Annotated in this window: 13 protein-coding genes and 1 pseudogene; 8 read left to right on the top strand and 6 right to left on the bottom strand. The window is 66.6% G+C overall.

Annotated elements, in window-relative coordinates; all coding sequences use genetic code 11:
* Window positions 1-26 precede the first annotated feature (26 nt).
* From B7R24_RS07690 to tkt, 5 genes and pseudogenes are all read right to left on the bottom strand, one after another.
* The gene (locus B7R24_RS07690; RefSeq protein ID WP_116418363.1) at window positions 27-1,001 is read right to left on the bottom strand and encodes a glucose-6-phosphate dehydrogenase assembly protein OpcA; all 975 of its coding nucleotides are present in this window, start codon (window positions 999-1,001) and stop codon (window positions 27-29) included.
* Window positions 998-2,539, bottom strand: a complete 1,542-nt coding sequence (gene zwf, locus B7R24_RS07685) for a glucose-6-phosphate dehydrogenase (RefSeq protein ID WP_116418362.1) — start codon at window positions 2,537-2,539, stop codon at window positions 998-1,000. The genes B7R24_RS07690 and zwf overlap by 4 nt, the downstream gene beginning before the upstream one ends.
* Before the next feature lie 56 nt (window positions 2,540-2,595).
* Window positions 2,596-3,684, bottom strand: a pseudogene (locus tag B7R24_RS07680) (glucose-6-phosphate isomerase); the annotation flags it as partial.
* On the bottom strand, window positions 3,681-4,802 hold the full coding sequence (gene tal / locus B7R24_RS07675; protein ID WP_116418360.1) for a transaldolase: 1,122 nt from the start codon (window positions 4,800-4,802) through the stop codon (window positions 3,681-3,683). The pseudogene B7R24_RS07680 and the gene tal, both read right to left, overlap by 4 nt.
* A gap of 20 nt (window positions 4,803-4,822) precedes the next feature.
* Window positions 4,823-6,919, bottom strand: coding sequence for a transketolase (tkt, locus tag B7R24_RS07670; protein ID WP_116418359.1), 2,097 nt, complete (start codon window positions 6,917-6,919; stop codon window positions 4,823-4,825).
* A gap of 180 nt (window positions 6,920-7,099) precedes the next feature.
* Here tkt and B7R24_RS07665 point away from each other — a divergent pair, with 180 nt between their 5' ends.
* Window positions 7,100-8,020: a heme o synthase gene (locus tag B7R24_RS07665; RefSeq protein WP_116418358.1), complete on the top strand. Its 921-nt coding sequence runs from the start codon at window positions 7,100-7,102 to the stop codon at window positions 8,018-8,020.
* Window positions 8,021-8,172: 152 nt separating this feature from the next.
* Entirely contained in the window at window positions 8,173-9,114 is a 942-nt protein-coding gene (locus B7R24_RS07660) for an endonuclease domain-containing protein (protein ID WP_172582744.1), read from the top strand.
* A gap of 104 nt (window positions 9,115-9,218) precedes the next feature.
* On the opposite strand, the gene B7R24_RS07655 is transcribed toward B7R24_RS07660, so the two are convergent.
* Complete coding sequence (locus tag B7R24_RS07655; RefSeq protein WP_116418356.1) at window positions 9,219-10,199, bottom strand: COX15/CtaA family protein; 981 nt, start codon at window positions 10,197-10,199, stop codon at window positions 9,219-9,221.
* 203 nt (window positions 10,200-10,402) lie between these two features.
* Here B7R24_RS07655 and sufB point away from each other — a divergent pair, with 203 nt between their 5' ends.
* The 6 genes from sufB (at window position 10,403) to B7R24_RS07625 (ending at window position 16,409) form a co-directional block, all read left to right on the top strand.
* The gene (sufB, locus tag B7R24_RS07650; protein ID WP_116418355.1) at window positions 10,403-11,821 is read left to right on the top strand and encodes a Fe-S cluster assembly protein SufB; all 1,419 of its coding nucleotides are present in this window, start codon (window positions 10,403-10,405) and stop codon (window positions 11,819-11,821) included.
* 41 nt (window positions 11,822-11,862) lie between these two features.
* A complete protein-coding gene (sufD, locus tag B7R24_RS07645) occupies window positions 11,863-13,224 on the top strand; it encodes a Fe-S cluster assembly protein SufD (RefSeq protein WP_116418354.1) in 1,362 nt (453 codons plus the stop codon).
* Complete coding sequence (locus tag B7R24_RS07640) at window positions 13,224-13,553, top strand: non-heme iron oxygenase ferredoxin subunit (RefSeq protein WP_116418353.1); 330 nt, start codon at window positions 13,224-13,226, stop codon at window positions 13,551-13,553. Before sufD ends, B7R24_RS07640 begins: the two co-directional genes overlap by 1 nt.
* A gap of 3 nt (window positions 13,554-13,556) precedes the next feature.
* A complete protein-coding gene (sufC, locus tag B7R24_RS07635) occupies window positions 13,557-14,345 on the top strand; it encodes a Fe-S cluster assembly ATPase SufC (RefSeq protein WP_116418352.1) in 789 nt (262 codons plus the stop codon).
* Window positions 14,346-14,354: 9 nt separating this feature from the next.
* Window positions 14,355-14,684, top strand: a complete 330-nt coding sequence (locus B7R24_RS07630; RefSeq protein ID WP_116418351.1) for a metal-sulfur cluster assembly factor — start codon at window positions 14,355-14,357, stop codon at window positions 14,682-14,684.
* 126 nt (window positions 14,685-14,810) lie between these two features.
* Complete coding sequence (locus B7R24_RS07625; protein ID WP_116418350.1) at window positions 14,811-16,409, top strand: ABC-F family ATP-binding cassette domain-containing protein; 1,599 nt, start codon at window positions 14,811-14,813, stop codon at window positions 16,407-16,409.
* Window positions 16,410-16,413 lie beyond the last annotated feature (4 nt).

Here is a 16,413-nt window from a genome sequence, read left to right as displayed (position 1 = left end):
CTGTTTTCGCGTGGAGACGGCAGTGGTCAGGCACGGCTCTGCGAGCCGACATCGGTGGTCTCGAACAGCTCTGCGAGACCGACCGAGATCACTTCACCATACAGGTCGTCGGGATCGAGCCTGCGCAGCTCTTCGGCCAGACAGTCCCGCAGATTGCGGCGCGGAAGCGCAAGGTCGTGCGTGGGCTGGTTCGGCTGCACGAGCGTGGCCACGTTCGGGATCTCGCGCGTCAGGTCGATCGCCCCCGATGCCCGAACGAGTCTCACACTGTGGATGCCGCTTGAACCGTTCGCCCGTTTGGTGAGCCCGTACGTGACGGGCGCCTGCAATTGGTGGCCGAGCCACGCCGCGAGCAGCAGCGTCGAGGGCGAGTCGGATGCTCCCTGCACCTCCACGCTCAACACCGGTTCGAAGGGTGGCTGGTCGAGAACAGCCGCGAGCTGGGCGCGCCAGAGGGTGAGGCGGGTCCACGCGAAGTCGGTGTCACCGGGCGCGTAGGTCTGCGACAGCCGGATGAGCGATTCCACCGGGTTGGGGTGGTTCGAGGCATCCGTGATGCGGCGCTGGGCGATGCGCCCGAGGCTCGAACTCGAGGCCCTGTCGGGGGAGTCGCCGGGCCACCAGACCACCACGGGGGCGTCGGGCAGCAGCAGGCCGGTGACGAGCCCCTCTTCGTCTGACGCCGCGGCGCCGTAGGCCTTGAGCAGAACGACCTCGCTCGCACCGGCGTCTCCGCCCACGCGGATCTGCGCATCGAGGCGGGCACCCCGGCCCGTGCGGGCGCCGTCGGTCTCGGCGTCGGTCGACACGACGATGACACGCATCGGATGCTCGCGCGAGGCATCGTTCGCCGCCTCGATGGCCTCCTCCTCGTGTCCCAGGCTGGTGCGGATGACCAGCGTCAGGACACGACCGAGGGCGACAGCGCCGCCCTCTTCGCGAATCTTGACGAGGGCCTTCGAGATCTTGCTGGTATTGGTGTCGGGAAAGTCGACGATCACGGGCGTCTCCAGGTTCTTCCGTCGCGGGCTAAGAGTTCTTCGGCCGAGTCCGGACCCCAGGTTCCGGGGCGGTACTGGTCGGGCTGGCCCTGGGTCGCCCAGTACTCCTCGATGGGGTCGAGGATCTTCCACGACAGCTCCACCTCCTGGTGGCGAGGGAAGAGGGGCGGGTCGCCGAGCAGGACGTCGAGGATGAGACGTTCGTAGGCCTCGGGGGAGGCCTCGGTGAAGGCGTGGCCGTAACCGAAGTCCATGGTCACATCGCGCACCTGCACACCGGCGCCGGGTACCTTCGAACCGAAACGGATCGTCACACCCTCGTCGGGCTGCACCCGGATGACCAGCGCGTTGGAGCCGAGCTCGGAGGTCTGGCTCTCGGCGAAGAGGTGCTGCGGGGCGCGCTTGAAGACGACCGCGATCTCGGTCACCCGACGGCCGAGGCGCTTTCCCGCCCGCAGGTAGAACGGCACCCCGTCCCACCGGCGCGTCGCGATGTCGATGCGCACAGCGGCATACGTCTCGGTCGTCGACTCGGGGTTCATTCCGTCCTCCTCGAGGAAGCCGGGCACGTATTCACCGCCTTGCCAGCCACTCGAGTACTGCCCGCGGGCAGTCGAGTGCGAGAGGTCCTTCGGAAGCTTGACGGCCGCCAGTACCTTCTCCTTCTCGGCCCGCAGGTCGGAGGCGTTGAACGAGATCGGCTCCTCCATGGCGGTGAGCGCCATGAGTTGCAGGAGGTGGTTCTGGATGACGTCGCGGGCGGCGCCGATTCCGTCGTAGTACCCGGCACGACCGCCCACACCGATGTCTTCGGCCATGGTGATCTGCACGTGGTCGACGTAGTTGCCGTTCCAGATGGGTTCGTAGAGCTGGTTGGCGAAACGGAGCGCCAGGATGTTCTGCACCGTCTCCTTGCCCAGATAGTGGTCGATACGGAAGACGTCATCGGGGGCGAAGACCGACTCGACGACGTCGTTCAGCTCGCGAGCCGTCTTGAGGTCGCTGCCGAACGGCTTCTCGATGACGACGCGGCGCCACTGGCCGGGCTCCGGATGCGCAAGTCCCGAGCGACGGAGCTGTTCGGTGACCAGCGGGAACGCCTTCGGGGGAATCGACAGGTAGAACGCGTGGTTGCCCATCGTGCCGCGGTCGGCATCCAGTTCGGCGATCACCTCTTTGAGGTGCTCGAAGGCCGAATCGTCGTCGAACTCGCCCGAGACGAAGCGGATGCCCTCGGAGAGCTGGCGCCAGACATCCTCGTCGAAGGGCGTACGGGCGTACTCCTTGACGGAGTCGTGCACGACCCGTTCGAAGTCCTGGTCTTCCCAGTCGCGCCGGGCAAAGCCGACGAGGGAGAAACCGGGTGGCAGCAGCCCTCGGCTGGCGAGATCGTAGACCGCCGGCATGAGCTTCTTACGCGACAGGTCGCCGGTCACTCCGAAGATCACGAGAGCGCTGGGCCCCGCGATGCGGTTGAGACGGCGGTCGGTCGGTAGTCGAAGCGGGTTGAACTCCGGAGTGATTTCTACCGGTGACATCGTGCTCCTTGCGTGTGCGTGTGCGCTTGTGGGGTGAGAACGGGCGGGTTTCAGTCGTCAGGTTCGTCGAACGGGTCGACGCCGAGGAGTCGAGCCGCCACCGCGGCAGCGTACTCCCAGGCGAGGAGGAGACCGCCGAGCGATCCACTGACGAGGATCTCGCCCTCGTGCCGGTGCTGGGGGAGCAGGTGGAACGCGTCTGCATCCTTCACGAGCCGAACGATCTGCAGGTCGGCCGCACCGGCCGTGAGCTCCGGCGAGCCGAGCTCGAGAACGACGGGTCGCAGGCCGCGGCTTGTCGTGCCCGTCGTGCCCGTCGGCCCGGCGATCAGCTGTGTGGCCCAGTCACCGAAACCGACGACGTGCGTGCCGTCGGAGACGATGCCGAGCCTGCTCTTGGGTGGCGATGTTCCGGCGATGGCCGCACCGAGGATGAGACCGGGGTTGTCGACGTCGTCGGTCGCGAGGTACAGCTGAATGGCGTCGGCCTCGTCGAGCAGTTCACCGACGTCGGCTCCGGCGAGCCCGGCGGGCACCAGCCCGAACGCGGTGAGCGCCGAGTAGCGCCCACCGACGCTCGGGTCGGCGGCGAAGACACGGTAACCGGCTTCGCGGGCAGACAGCCCGAGCGGGGAGCCCGGGTCGGTGACCACGACGATTCGTTCGGCGGGGTCGATGCCGAGGCTCTGGAAGGCCTGCGCGAAAACGCGTCGGAGGCTGTCGATCCCGTCGGCGGAACCGGAGGTCGACGACACCACGAGGGCCGCGCTCTGCAGGCGGTCGTGCAGCACATCCTGCACCCGGCCGGGAACTGCCGAGTCGAGGACGGTCAGCTCCGCACCCGCCGTCTTGGCGATGAGCTCGGGGGCGAGCAGCGAGGCACCCGTCCCAGCGAGCACGATGTGCTCAACCCCTCGGGCGAGGAGTTCGGCGCGGAGTGCCTCGATCTCGGCGACGAGCGAACGGGACACAGAAACCGACTCCGTCCAGCCGAGTCGCTTCGACGCCCCAGCTTCGGCGTCGGTTCCCCAGAGGGCCGGGTCCTGAGCAGTGATGCTGGAGGCGACCAGGTCATCGACCAACTGGCCGATGTGGGTGCTGACGGCCGTCTCCGCCGCACCACTGACGTGGACCCGAACGCTCACTTGGCGGCGTTCAGCGCGGTCTGGACGGTCTCGAGCAGCTCATTCCACGACACGATGAACTTGTCGACGCCCTCCTTCTCGAGCAGCTCGGTGACCTCGGCGTAGGAGATCCCCTGCGCGGCGATCGCGTCGAGCACCTTGTTCGCTTCGGCGTAGCTGCCCGCGATCGTGTTGCCGGCGACGACTCCGTGGTCGAACGTGGCGTCGAGCGTCTTCTCGGGCATGGTGTTGACGACCTCGGGCGCTGCCAGCTCGACCACATAGGTCGTGTCGAGCACATCGGGGTCTTTCACACCGGTCGATGCCCAGAGCGGGCGCTGCTTGTTGGCGCCCGCGTCGAGGAGCACGGTGGCCCGCACGGTCTCGAAGGCCTGCTCATAGACCTCGTAGGCGAGCTGCGCGTTGGCGACGCCGGCCTTGCTCTTGAGCGCGAGTGCCTCGTCGGTGCCGATGGCCACGAGACGCTTGTCGATCTCGGTGTCGACGCGCGACACGAAGAAGGAGGCGACGGAGTGGATCTTCGTCAGGTCTTCGCCGGCCGCCTGTGCCTGCTCGAGACCGGCCAGGTAGGCGTTGATGACGTCGCGGTAGCGCTCGAGGCTGAAGATCAGCGTGACGTTGACGCTGATACCGGCCGCGATCGTGGCGGTGATGGCCTTCAGGCCCTCGATCGTCGCGGGGATCTTGATGAGCACGTTCTCTTTGTCGACCTTGTCGAAGAGCTCTTTGGCCTGCTTGATCGTCGCCTCGGCGTCGTTCGCGAAACCGGGCTCGACCTCGATCGACACCCGGCCGTCGAAGCCGTTCGTCGCGTCGTAGATGGGGCGGAAGATGTCGCAGCCGTGCGCGACGTCGCTCGTGGTGATCTCGAAGACGGCATCGGTGACGTTGGCGCCCGCAGCAGCGAGCTCCCGCACCTGCTCGTCGTAGGCCTCACCCTTGGCCAGGGCCGAGGCGAAGATCGACGGGTTCGTGGTGACCCCGACGACGTTCTTCTCGGCGATCAGCTTCTGCAGGTTGTCGGTCTTCAGGCGCTCACGCGAGAGGTCGTCAAGCCAGATGCTGACGCCGACGGCGGAGAGCTGGGCGGTGGGGGTGGACGTTTGTGTATCAGTCATGTCTTCTATCTCCTTGAAATCTACTTGAGGCCGGCGAGAGACACCTTGGCTGCTTCGATTGCAGCGCCGGTGGTCATCCCGAACTCACGGAAGAGCGTCTTGTAGTCGGCGGATGCGCCGAAGTGCTCGATCGACACGCTCTTGCCGGCGTCGCCGACGTAGCCGCGCCAGGTCAGCGCGAGGCCGGCCTCGATCGACACGCGCGCCTTGACGGCGGCGGGCAGCACAGACTCGCGGTACTCCGCGCTCTGCTCCTCGAACCACTCCAGGCACGGAGCCGAGACGACCCGGGCGTTGATGCCGTCGGCCTTCAGCAGCTCGCGGGCCTCGACAGCGATCTGCACCTCTGAACCGGTCGCGATGAAGATCACGTCGGGGGTGCCGTTCGGCGCCTCGGCGAGCACGTATGCGCCCTGGGCGACGTACTTCGCCGACGCGAAGGTCTCACCGGATGCTTCGCCCTCACCACGCTCGTACACGGGGATGTTCTGGCGGGTGAGCGCGAGACCGGCCGGGCCCTTGCGTCGTTCGAGGATCGTCTTCCAGGCGTAGGAGACCTCGTTCGCGTCGCCGGGGCGAACCACGTCGAGACCCGGGATGGCCCGGAGCGTCGAGAGCTGCTCGATCGGCTGGTGGGTCGGACCGTCTTCGCCGAGCGCCACGGAGTCGTGGGTCCAGACGTAGATGGCGGGGGACTTCATCAGCGCGGCGAGACGCACGGCCGGGCGCATGTAGTCGGAGAAGATCAGGAACGTGCCGCCGAACGGGCGCGTGTTGCCGTGCAGCACGATGCCGTTCAGGATCGAGCCCATGGCGTGCTCGCGGATGCCGAAGTGCAGCACGCGGCCGTACGGGTTGCCGGTCCACTCGTGGGTCGACCGCTCGGCCGGCACGAACGAGGCGGCCGACTCGATGGTGGTGTTGTTCGACTCTGCGAGGTCGGCGGAGCCGCCCCAGAGCTCGGGCATGACGCCTGCGATGGCGTTGATGACCTTGCCGGAGGAGGCACGGGTCGAGACCTCTTTGCCTGCGGGGAAGACCGGGAGCGCCTCTTCGAGGCCCTCGGGCACGTCACCCTTCAGGATGCGGTCGAGGAGCACCTTCTTCTCGGGGTTGGCCTCGGCCCAGGCGTCGAACCCGACCTTCCACTCCTCGTGGGCAGCGGTGCCGCGGGTCAGGGCCTCGCGGGTGTGGCCGATGACCTCGTCGGAGACGGCGAACGTCTCGTCGGGGTTGAAGCCGAGAACCTCCTTGAGGCCCGCGAGCTCTTCGGCGCCGAGCGCCGAGCCGTGGATCTTGCCGGTGTTCTGCTTCTTCGGGCTCGGCCAGCCGATGATCGTCTTCAGGATGATCAGGCTCGGCTTGCCCGTCTCTGCCTTGGCGGCCGCGATGGCTTCGGCCAGAGCGTGCACGTCTTCGACGTACTCGCCCGTCTTCTTCCAGTCGACGACCTGCACGTGCCAGTGCAGCGCCTCGAAGCGGGCGTGCACATCTTCGGTGAACGCGATGTTCGTGTCGTCTTCGATCGAGATCTGGTTGCTGTCGTAGAACGCGATCAGGTTGCCGAGCTCCTGGTGGCCGGCGAGCGAGGATGCCTCGTTCGTCACGCCCTCCTCCATGTCGCCATCACCGGCGATGGTGTACACGAAGTGGTCGAACGGGCTCGTGCCGGGTGCGGCATCCGGATCGAACAGGCCGCGCTCGAAGCGCGAGGCGTACGCGAAGCCCACGGCCGAGGCGAGGCCCTGGCCGAGCGGGCCGGTGGTGATCTCGACGCCGTCGGTGTGGCCGTACTCGGGGTGGCCCGGAGTGAGCGAACCCCAGGTGCGCAGCTTCTTGAGGTCGTCGAGCTCGAGGCCGTAGCCGCCCAGGTAGAGCTGGATGTAGAGCGTCAGCGAGCTGTGGCCCACCGAGAGGATGAAGCGGTCGCGGCCGATCCATTCGTTGTCGTTCGGGTCGCGCCGCATCTCCTTCTGGAAGAGGAGGTACGCGAGGGGCGCGAGGCTGATGGCCGTTCCCGGATGACCGTTTCCGACCTTCTCAACGGCGTCAGCAGCGAGAACCTTCGCTGTCTTGACGGCCTGGTCGTCGATTGAATCCCACTGCAGTGATGCCACGAGGTTTAGAGCCCTTCTTCGGTTGCCGACGCGGTAGGAGCCCGGACACCAATGAGCCGCAGGTGATTCCCACCTCGCTTCCAGTATAGAGATTCGGTGGGTGCCGTCGGCTGCCAGTGACGACTTCTACGCTCCGTAAACTATGCTGGGGTGGGTATGTCGAACGCAGTTAGAGGAGCAATGGACGTAGCTGTTGAAGGCCGAGTCGAGCATCCGCGTATCTCCGCGGGGCAGAAGGCCAAGGCTTACGTCGCCCTGACGAAACCGCGCGTGATGGAGCTGCTGCTCGTGACGACCGCGCCGGTGATGATCCTGGCGCAGGGCGGCATCCCGAATCTCTGGCTGATGCTCGCCACCCTCGTCGGCGGGGCGCTCAGCGCCGGCAGCGCCGGAGCGTTCAACTGCTACGTCGACCGCGACATCGACCGCGTCATGAACCGCACGCAGGGCCGTCCGCTCGTCACCGGCGAGCTGTCGAACCGCGAGGCACTGGTCTTCGCCTGGGTGCTCGCGATCGTGTCGACGCTCTGGTTCGGCCTGCTCGTCAACTGGTTCACCGCTCTTCTGTCGGTCATCGCGATCGTTCTCTACGCGGTCGTCTACACGATCATCCTGAAGCGCCACACCTCACAGAACATCATCTGGGGCGGCACGGCCGGCTGTATGCCTGTGCTGATCGGCTGGGCTGCGGTGAACGATTCACTCGACTGGCCCGCGTGGATCCTGTTCGGCGTGATCTTCCTCTGGACGCCACCGCACTACTGGCCGCTCTCGATGCGCTATCGCGAGGACTACAAGTCGGTCGGCGTGCCGATGCTGGCGGTCGTGCGGGGCCAGTCGGTCGTGGGGCTGCAGACCATCCTCTACGCCTGGGCGACGGTCGCCTGCTCGCTGCTGCTCATCCCGGTCGCCTCGATGGGCATCCTGTACTCGGTCGCCGCCGTCGCCTCGGGCGGCTGGTTCATCTACGAGACCCACCGCCTCTACGGCTCCGCGATCCGCCACGGCTCGGTGAAGCCGATGCGCGTCTTCCACGCCTCGATCACCTACCTCACCATCCTCTTCCTCGAGATCGCGATCGACCCCCTCCTCCCCTTCTAGCCCGCTCACCCCCCCCCCCCCCGATCGACTTTCCCGTTTGCGCGGTGATCTCGAGCAATTGCTGCACAAACGGGAAACTGGATGATGCGGAGGCCGTGTGGGGCCTGTGGATAACTTCTGCGGGGGATTCGGGGATGCGGCAGGGTGTCGGGATGCCAGAACTTCCTGTACCCCTCACTGCGCGTCCGTTCAGTGTCTCTGACGCCGAAACTGCGGGCGTGAGCCGTCACCGGTTGCGCCAGCGCGGCCTTTCGGCGCCGTACCGCGGGGTTCGGGTGTTGACGCCCGCCTCGCCGAGCACTGACGAGAGAACCGAGGCCGCGGCGCTCAGGGCGTGCACATCGTACGAGCCGCGGCTGCGGGAAGGAGAGATGTTCTGGGGGCCGACAAGCGCCCTGCTCTGGGGTTGCCCGCTGCCTCTGAGGTCGGTCGCCGGACCGATCCACCTGGCGGTCCGTGCTCCCCTCAACGCTGCGCGGGAGAAGCATGTCATCGGGCACCAGACATCCCTGGGTCGGACCCTTCTCGTCGAGAGCCGCCGATGCGGACTACCGGTTCCCGACCCTGCGACGACGTGGCTCACGCTCGCCGGCACGCTCGGGGTGCACGACCTTGTCGCGGCCGGTGACTACTTCGCACACGTCCCGCCGGAGTCGCACCCGGTGCCGGGCCGACCGTTCGTCACTCTCGACGAGCTGGCCTGGCGCGTCGAACGGTTCCATGGGCGTGGGAAGAGCAGAGCATCCGAAGCCCTGCCCCGTCTCACCACCCGGGCGGAGTCGCGGCCCGAGTCACTGCTGCGGCTCTTGTTGATCGACGCGGGCCTGCCGCTGCCTGAGGTGAACCCCGAGCTCGCGGATGCACGCGGGGGCCTCATCGGCCGCGCAGACCTGGTGTTTCGACGCGAACGGGTGATCGTGGAGTACGACGGCGACCAGCACCGAACCGACACGACTCAATACGAAAAAGACATGACGCGCCTAGAACGTTTCCATCTCGCGGGGTGGACGGTGCTCCGCGTGCGAAAGTACGGCCTCTTCACTGCGCCTAACACCACCGTCCGTCGCGTCGCAACTGCCCTCGCACGCCGGTGACCCCGTCGACTTTCCCCACTGTGCGGCGCGGGGGTGCGATTCGTGCGCAAACGGGAAAGTCGATGGGGGGGTCTGCGCGCGGCGGAGGCGGCGGGGTGGGAGGGTCAGCGCGCGGCAGATGCGGGGGATACTGCGGGGGCTACAGCTTCCGGTGCCAGCGGCGCCGCGGTGGCGGGGGCCGCCGGGGCGGCGGCGGGGGAGCGGCGCTCCGCGAGGAGGGTCGCGGTCATGGCGGCCACTAGGCAGGCCGCGAGCAGCATGTGCACGATGACGAGGGCGGGCGGCAGGCCCAGTCGCGACTGCGTCAGTCCCACGGCGATCTGCGCGACCTCGACCGCGAGCAGGGTCACGGGCCAGCGACGGGGCAGGCCGCGCACCACGGCGACCACGACGAGCAGCACGGTCAGCGCGAAGAGCACGTACGCCGGGTAGCTGTGCAGGTGCTCCATCACGTCGGTGTTGAGCCCGTTGCGCGGGGTCGCGGCGTCACCGGCATGCGGGCCCGATCCGGTGGTCAGGATGCCCAGGGCCACCGCCAGCCCGACGAACACCGCCGCGGCCCGCGCGACCCCGAGGTACCAGGCCGGCACGACGAGCGTGAGCCCCGCACCGCGCGTTCCGTCGTGCACCCGGTAGACGAGCATCGCGGTGACGACGACGAGCCCGATCGACACGACGAAGTGCAGCCCGACGATGTAGGGGTTCAGGCCGGTGAGCACCGTGATGCCGCCGATGACCGCCTGCAGCGGGATCGAGAGCCCCTGCAGCAGGGTCAGAACGAACAGATCGCGGCGTTCGCGGCGCATCCGGAGCACGATAACGAAGGCGGCGATCGACACCAGGACGACGACGAACGTGAGCAGCCGGTTGGTGAATTCGATGATGCCGTGCACGCCCATCTCCGGGGTGGACACGAACGAGCCGTCGGTGCATTGGGGCCAGGTCGGGCACCCCAGGCCCGAACCGGTCAGCCGAACGGCCCCGCCGGTTCCGATCAGAACGATCTGCACCACGAGCGACGCCCAGGCGAGAAGGCGCACCCGACGGTCGACGGTGGTGGGGAGCCAGGTGTACAGGCGTTTCACAGGACAGGTTCCTTCATGGGGCTGAGGCGATAGAGTGAGGGGGTCAAGAACCCCGCGCTGCACGCGCAGCGGGTCGTTCGCACGAAGCGGCGCCGGTGCCGATTGATCTCAGTACATTCTAGATACCGAGACTCGATGTTCTACGCTTTGTGGAATTCCTTCCGAACCTGACATGTTGTACCAGAAAAGGAAGGGAGAAAGTCATGACAGACGTACTCATCGACCGCCCGGAGCTTCAGAACCTGGGGGTGTACGAGTTCGGGTGGTCCGACTCCGACGCCGCCGGTGCCATTGCCAAGCGGGGCATCTCACCCGAGGTCGTCGCGGGTATCTCGACGCTCAAGAACGAGCCCGAGTGGATGCTCAAGAACCGCCTCAAGGCCCTCGCCCTGTTCGAGCGCAAGCCGATGCCGACGTGGGGAGCAGACCTCTCGGGCATCGACTTCGACAACATCAAATACTTCGTGCGCTCGACGGAGAAGCAGGCCACCACGTGGGACGACCTGCCCGACGACATCAAGAACACGTACGAGAAGCTCGGCATCCCCGAGGCTGAGCGCCAGCGCCTCGTCTCCGGCGTGGCCGCGCAGTACGAGTCCGAGGTCGTCTACCACACCATCCGTGAAGATCTCGAGGCCCAGGGCGTCATCTTCATGGACACCGACACCGCGCTCCGCGAGCACCCCGAGTTCTTCGACGAGTACTTCGGTACGGTCATCCCGTCAGGCGACAACAAGTTCGCAGCGCTCAACTCGGCCGTCTGGTCGGGCGGGTCGTTCGTCTACGTGCCGAAGAACGTGCACGTCGAGATTCCGCTGCAGGCCTACTTCCGCATCAACACCGAGAACATGGGCCAGTTCGAGCGCACGCTGATCATCGCCGACGAGGGTTCGTACGTGCACTACATCGAGGGCTGCACCGCCCCGATCTACAAGAGCGACTCGCTGCACTCGGCCGTGGTCGAGATCATCGTGAAGAAGAACGCCCGCGTTCGCTACACGACGATCCAGAACTGGTCGAACAACGTCTACAACCTGGTCACCAAGCGGGCCATCGCCCACGAGGGCGCGACCATGGAGTGGATCGACGGCAATATCGGTTCGAAGGTCACCATGAAGTACCCGTCGATCTACCTGGTCGGCGAGCACGCCAAGGGTGAGACCCTCTCCGTCGCGTTCGCGGGCCCCGGCCAGCACCAGGACGCCGGCGCGAAGATGATCCACATGGCGCCCTACACGCAGTCGTCGATCGTCTCGAAGTCGATCGCCCGCGGCGGTGGCCGTGCCGGTTACCGCGGCGAGGTGCGCGTCGCTGAGAACGCGCACCACTCGGCGAACACCGTGCGCTGCGACGCCCTGCTCGTCGACACCCAGTCGCGCAGCGACACCTATCCCGCGATCGACATCCGGGTCGACGATGTGCAGCTCGGCCACGAGGCGACCGTTTCGCGGGTCAGTGAAGAGCAGCTCTTCTACCTCATGAGCCGCGGTCTGCCCGAAGACGAGGCCATGGCTATGATCGTTCGCGGGTTCATCGAGCCCATCGCGCGCGAGCTGCCCATGGAGTACGCGCTCGAACTCAACAAGCTCATCGAGATGGGCATGGAAGGGTCGGTCGGATGACCGTCCGTACCCTTCCCGCGCCGAAAGGACCTGTCGGCTAGATGTCCGCAGTACCCAGCAACATCACGGCGACCGAAAAGGTCGTTCCCGCAGCATCCGAGGCGGCCGGTATCGCCGTCCCGGCGGTCGATCCCGGCGGACAGACTCCGACCGGCGGTCACCGCGGCACCCCGATGGGCTCGAAGTCGCACACCGACGGAGCCTGGTCGGAGCGCCCGGTGCAGACCCGGTCCGAGCGTTATACCTCGGCCGACGTCGCCGACTTCGATGAGCCCTCCGGCCACGAGGTCGACTGGAAGCTGACGCCGATCAAGCTCGTCTCCGATCTCATCTCGGGTGAGCTCGACGGGTCCGTTCTGGAGTCTGCGCTCACCGTGGCCGAGCCCGTCGACGGATTCACCCTGTCGTGGGTCAGTCGCACCGACGAGCGCATCGCGTCTGCGGGCCTGCCCGAAGACAAGGCCAGCGCCAACGCCTGGTCGCAGTTCGAGAAGGCCTTGGCTATCGACGTGACGGGGGAGGAGCCCACGAGCGAGTACATCGTCCGGCGCTCTGGCCTCGGCAGCGCACCACGTGCCGCACACACGGTGATCACCGCGGCCGCCAACAGCCGCGGCGTCGTCATTCTCGAGAACACCGGTGACGCCCGGATCTCGGAGAACGTCGAGATCGTGGTCAAGGAGGGCGCCCACCTCACGGTCGTCACCGTGCAGGAGTGGAATGACGGAGCATCCCACCTCGCAAGCCACTTCGCCCAGGTCGGCCGGGACGCAACGCTCCGCCACATCGTGGTGTCGCTCGGCGGCTCGATCGTGCGGGTGAACCCGAGCATCCATCTCTCGTCTCCCGGCAGCGCGACCGAAGCGTATGGGCTGTACTTCGCCGACGCCGGGCAGCACCTCGAGCAGCGCGTCTACATCGACCACGAAGCCGAGAACTCACGCAGCCGCGTCAAGTACAAGGGCGCGCTGCAGGGTGAGGGTGCGCACTCGGTCTGGGTGGGCGACGTGCTCATCCGCCAGAGCGCCGACGGAACCGACAGCTATGAGGAGAACCGCAACCTCGTGCTCTCGGAGGGCACCCGTGCCGACTCCATCCCGAACCTCGAGATCGAGACCGGCAACATCCTCGGTGCCGGGCATGCCAGCTCGACCGGGCGTTTCGACGACGAGCAGCTGTTCTACCTGCAGTCGCGCGGTATCAGCGAGGAGGAGGCGCGTCGACTCGTCGTTCGCGGGTTCCTCGCGGAGATCATCCAGCAGATCGGTGCTCCGGCCGTCGAAGAGCGGTTGTCGCGCGCGGTCGAGGCGGAGTTGACCCTGACGCCTGGTTCAGTCTCGGCGTTCACGCCCGATGCTGCTCCGGATGCTGCACCCACCCCTGCCCCGGAGGAGACCGCCTGATGGCCGCCACCCGTATCTGTGCTCTCGAAGAACTGAACCCGAACGAAGCCGTCCGCGTCGAGATCGACGGCGTCGCCATCGCGCTGGTGAAGGATTCGTCGGGGGAGTGCTTCGCCATCGGCGACACCTGCACGCACGGCGACATCTCGCTGGCCGAGGGTTTCGTCGAAGACGACACGCTCGAGTGCTGGGCCCACGGCTCGAAGTTCTCGCTGCTCACCGGCAAGCCCCTGACCCTCCCGGCCTACGAGCCGGTTCCCGTCTACGAGCTCAGCATCGTCGACGGAGATGTGTACATAGATCCCTCAACGACCAAGGAAATCAGCTAAGCCATGTCTGTACTCGAAATCCGCGACCTGCACGTCAGCGTCGACACCGAGCAGGGCGCCAAGCAGATCCTGCGCGGCGTCGACCTCACGATCAACCAGGGCGAGACCCACGCGATCATGGGGCCGAACGGCTCGGGCAAGTCCACGCTCGCCTATGCGATCGCCGGTCATCCGAAGTACCACGTCACCAGCGGGTCGATCCTGCTCGACGGCGAAGAGATGACCACGGCGACCGTGGATGCCCGCGCCCGCGCCGGCCTCTTCCTCGCGATGCAGTACCCGGTGGAGATCCCCGGCGTCACCGTCACGAATTTCCTCCGCACGGCGAAGACCGCGATCGATGGATCGGCCCCGCCCATCCGCACCTGGGTCAAAGACGTCCGCACCTCGATGGAGGCACTGCGCATGGACCGCGCGTTCGCCGAGCGCAACGTGAACGAAGGCTTCTCGGGTGGCGAGAAGAAGCGCAACGAGATCCTGCAGCTCGAACTGCTCAAGCCCAAGTTCGCGGTGCTCGACGAGACCGATTCCGGGCTCGATGTCGACGCGCTGAAGATCGTGTCGGAGGGCGTGAACCGCGCGAAGACGAACACCGGGCTCGGCGTGCTGCTCATCACGCACTACAACCGCATCCTGAAGTACATCCAGCCCGACTTCGTGCACGTGTTCGTCGCCGGTCGCATCGTCGAGCAGGGCGGCCCCGAGCTCGCCGTGCGCCTCGAGAACGAGGGCTACGATCGTTTTCTCGCCGACATTCCCGCAGCCGCCGACGCGGCATCGCTCGTCGAGTAGGAGTCCGACATGGTGACCACACTCGAGCCCGCCCGCTTCGATCAGATCGAAGAGGCGCTCAAAGATGTCATGGACCCGGAGCTCGGCATCAACGTCGTCGACCTCGGGCTCATCTACGACCTCGGCTGGGATGGCGACAACGACGCCCTCATCATCTCGATGACGCTCACGAGCGCCGGATGCCCCCTGACCGACGTGCTCGAAGAGCAGACCGCCGAGGCCCTCGACGGCGTCGTCGACGCCTTCCGCATCAACTGGGTGTGGATGCCGCCGTGGGGCCCCGAGAAGATCACCGATGACGGCCGCGACATGATGCGGGCACTCGGCTTCTCCATCTAGCCCTCGGCAAGCAACGACGCCCCGACCGGATCCGTTCCGGTCGGGGCGTTTTCCGTTCACGATTTATACTTGGCTTCTACCCCCACCTTCGCCGTAGCGGCGAGAAATCAGAATTGGACTACCCCCGTGCTCAGTGTGCATGACCTTGAGCTGCGCGTCGGCGCCCGCGTTCTGATGGAGGGCGTGAACTTCCGTGTCTCGGCCGGCGACAAGATCGGGCTGGTCGGGCGCAACGGTGCCGGCAAGACGACGCTCACCAAGACCCTCGCCGGCGAACTCAAGCCCGACGGCGGTCGCATCGACATGTCGGGCCAGATCGGCTACCTGCCGCAGGACCCGCGCTCGGGCAACCCCGAAGACCTGGCACGCACCCGCATTCTCGACGCCCGCGACCTCGGCCAGATCGTGTTGCAGATGCAGCAGGCACAGCTCGACATGGCATCCGGTGACCCTGCGGTCGTCGAGAAGGCCATGAAGAAGTACGGCAACCTGGATGACCGGTTCAACGCTCTCGGCGGATATTCGGCCGAGGCTGAGGCGGCGTCGATCGCGTCGAACCTGAGCCTGCCCGACCACATCCTCGACCAGCCGCTCTCGACCCTCTCGGGCGGGCAGCGCCGGCGTATCGAGTTGGCGCGCATCCTGTTCTCGGGTGCAGACACGATGCTGCTGGATGAGCCCACCAACCACCTCGACGCCGACTCGGTCGTCTGGCTGCGCGAGTTCCTCAAGGGCTTTCAGGGCGGGCTGATCGTGATCAGCCACGATGTCGCGCTCGTGGAGGAGACCGTCAACCGCGTCTTCTACCTCGATGCCAACCGTACGGTCATCGACACGTACAACATGAACTGGAAGAACTATCTCCGCCAGCGCGCCAGCGACGAGGAGCGCCGCAAGAAGGAGCGCGTCAACGTCGAGAAGAAGGCCGGCGTGCTGCAGATGCAGGCCGCCCGCTTCGGTGCGAAGGCCTCGAAAGCTGCGGCAGCCCACCAGATGGTGCGCCGTGCAGAGAAGATGCTCTCGGGTCTCGACGAGGTGCGCGAGGTGGATCGCGTGGCCAAGCTGCGCTTCCCCGACCCGGTCGCGTGCGGTCGCACGCCGCTCATGGCCAGCGACCTGTCCAAGAGCTACGGGTCGCTGGAGATCTTCACCGCGGTCGACCTCGCGATCGACCGCGGCTCGAAGGTGGTCATCCTGGGCTTCAACGGCGCCGGCAAGACCACGCTGCTGCGCATCCTCGCCGGCATCGACAAGCCCGACACCGGGCAGATCGAACCCGGCCACGGCCTGCGGATCGGGTACTACGCGCAGGAGCACGAGACCATCGACGTCAAGCGCACGGTGCTCTCGAACATGGTGTCGTCGTCTCCGAACCTGACAGAGACCGAGGCCAGGCGGGTGCTCGGCTCGTTCCTCTTCACGGGCGACGACGGCCACAAGCTCGCAGGGGTGCTCTCGGGCGGCGAGAAGACGCGGCTCGCCCTCGCGATGATCGTCGTCTCGGGCGCCAACGTTCTGCTGCTCGACGAACCCACGAACAACCTCGATCCCGCCTCCCGCGAAGAGATCCTGGATGCCCTGGCCAACTACGCCGGCGCCGTCGTTCTGGTCTCGCACGACGAGGGCGCGGTCATGGCCCTGAACCCCGAGCGCGTGCTCATCCTCCCCGACGGCGTCGAGGACCACTGGAACAAGGAGTACCAGGACCTCATCGAGCTCGCCTGACGGG

This window comes from Subtercola boreus (assembly GCF_003399645.1).
Taxonomy (GTDB): Bacteria; Actinomycetota; Actinomycetes; order Actinomycetales; family Microbacteriaceae; genus Subtercola; species Subtercola boreus_A.
The sequence above is the reverse complement of the archived record's forward strand: the minus strand, read 5'-3'. Positions and strand labels throughout refer to the sequence as shown.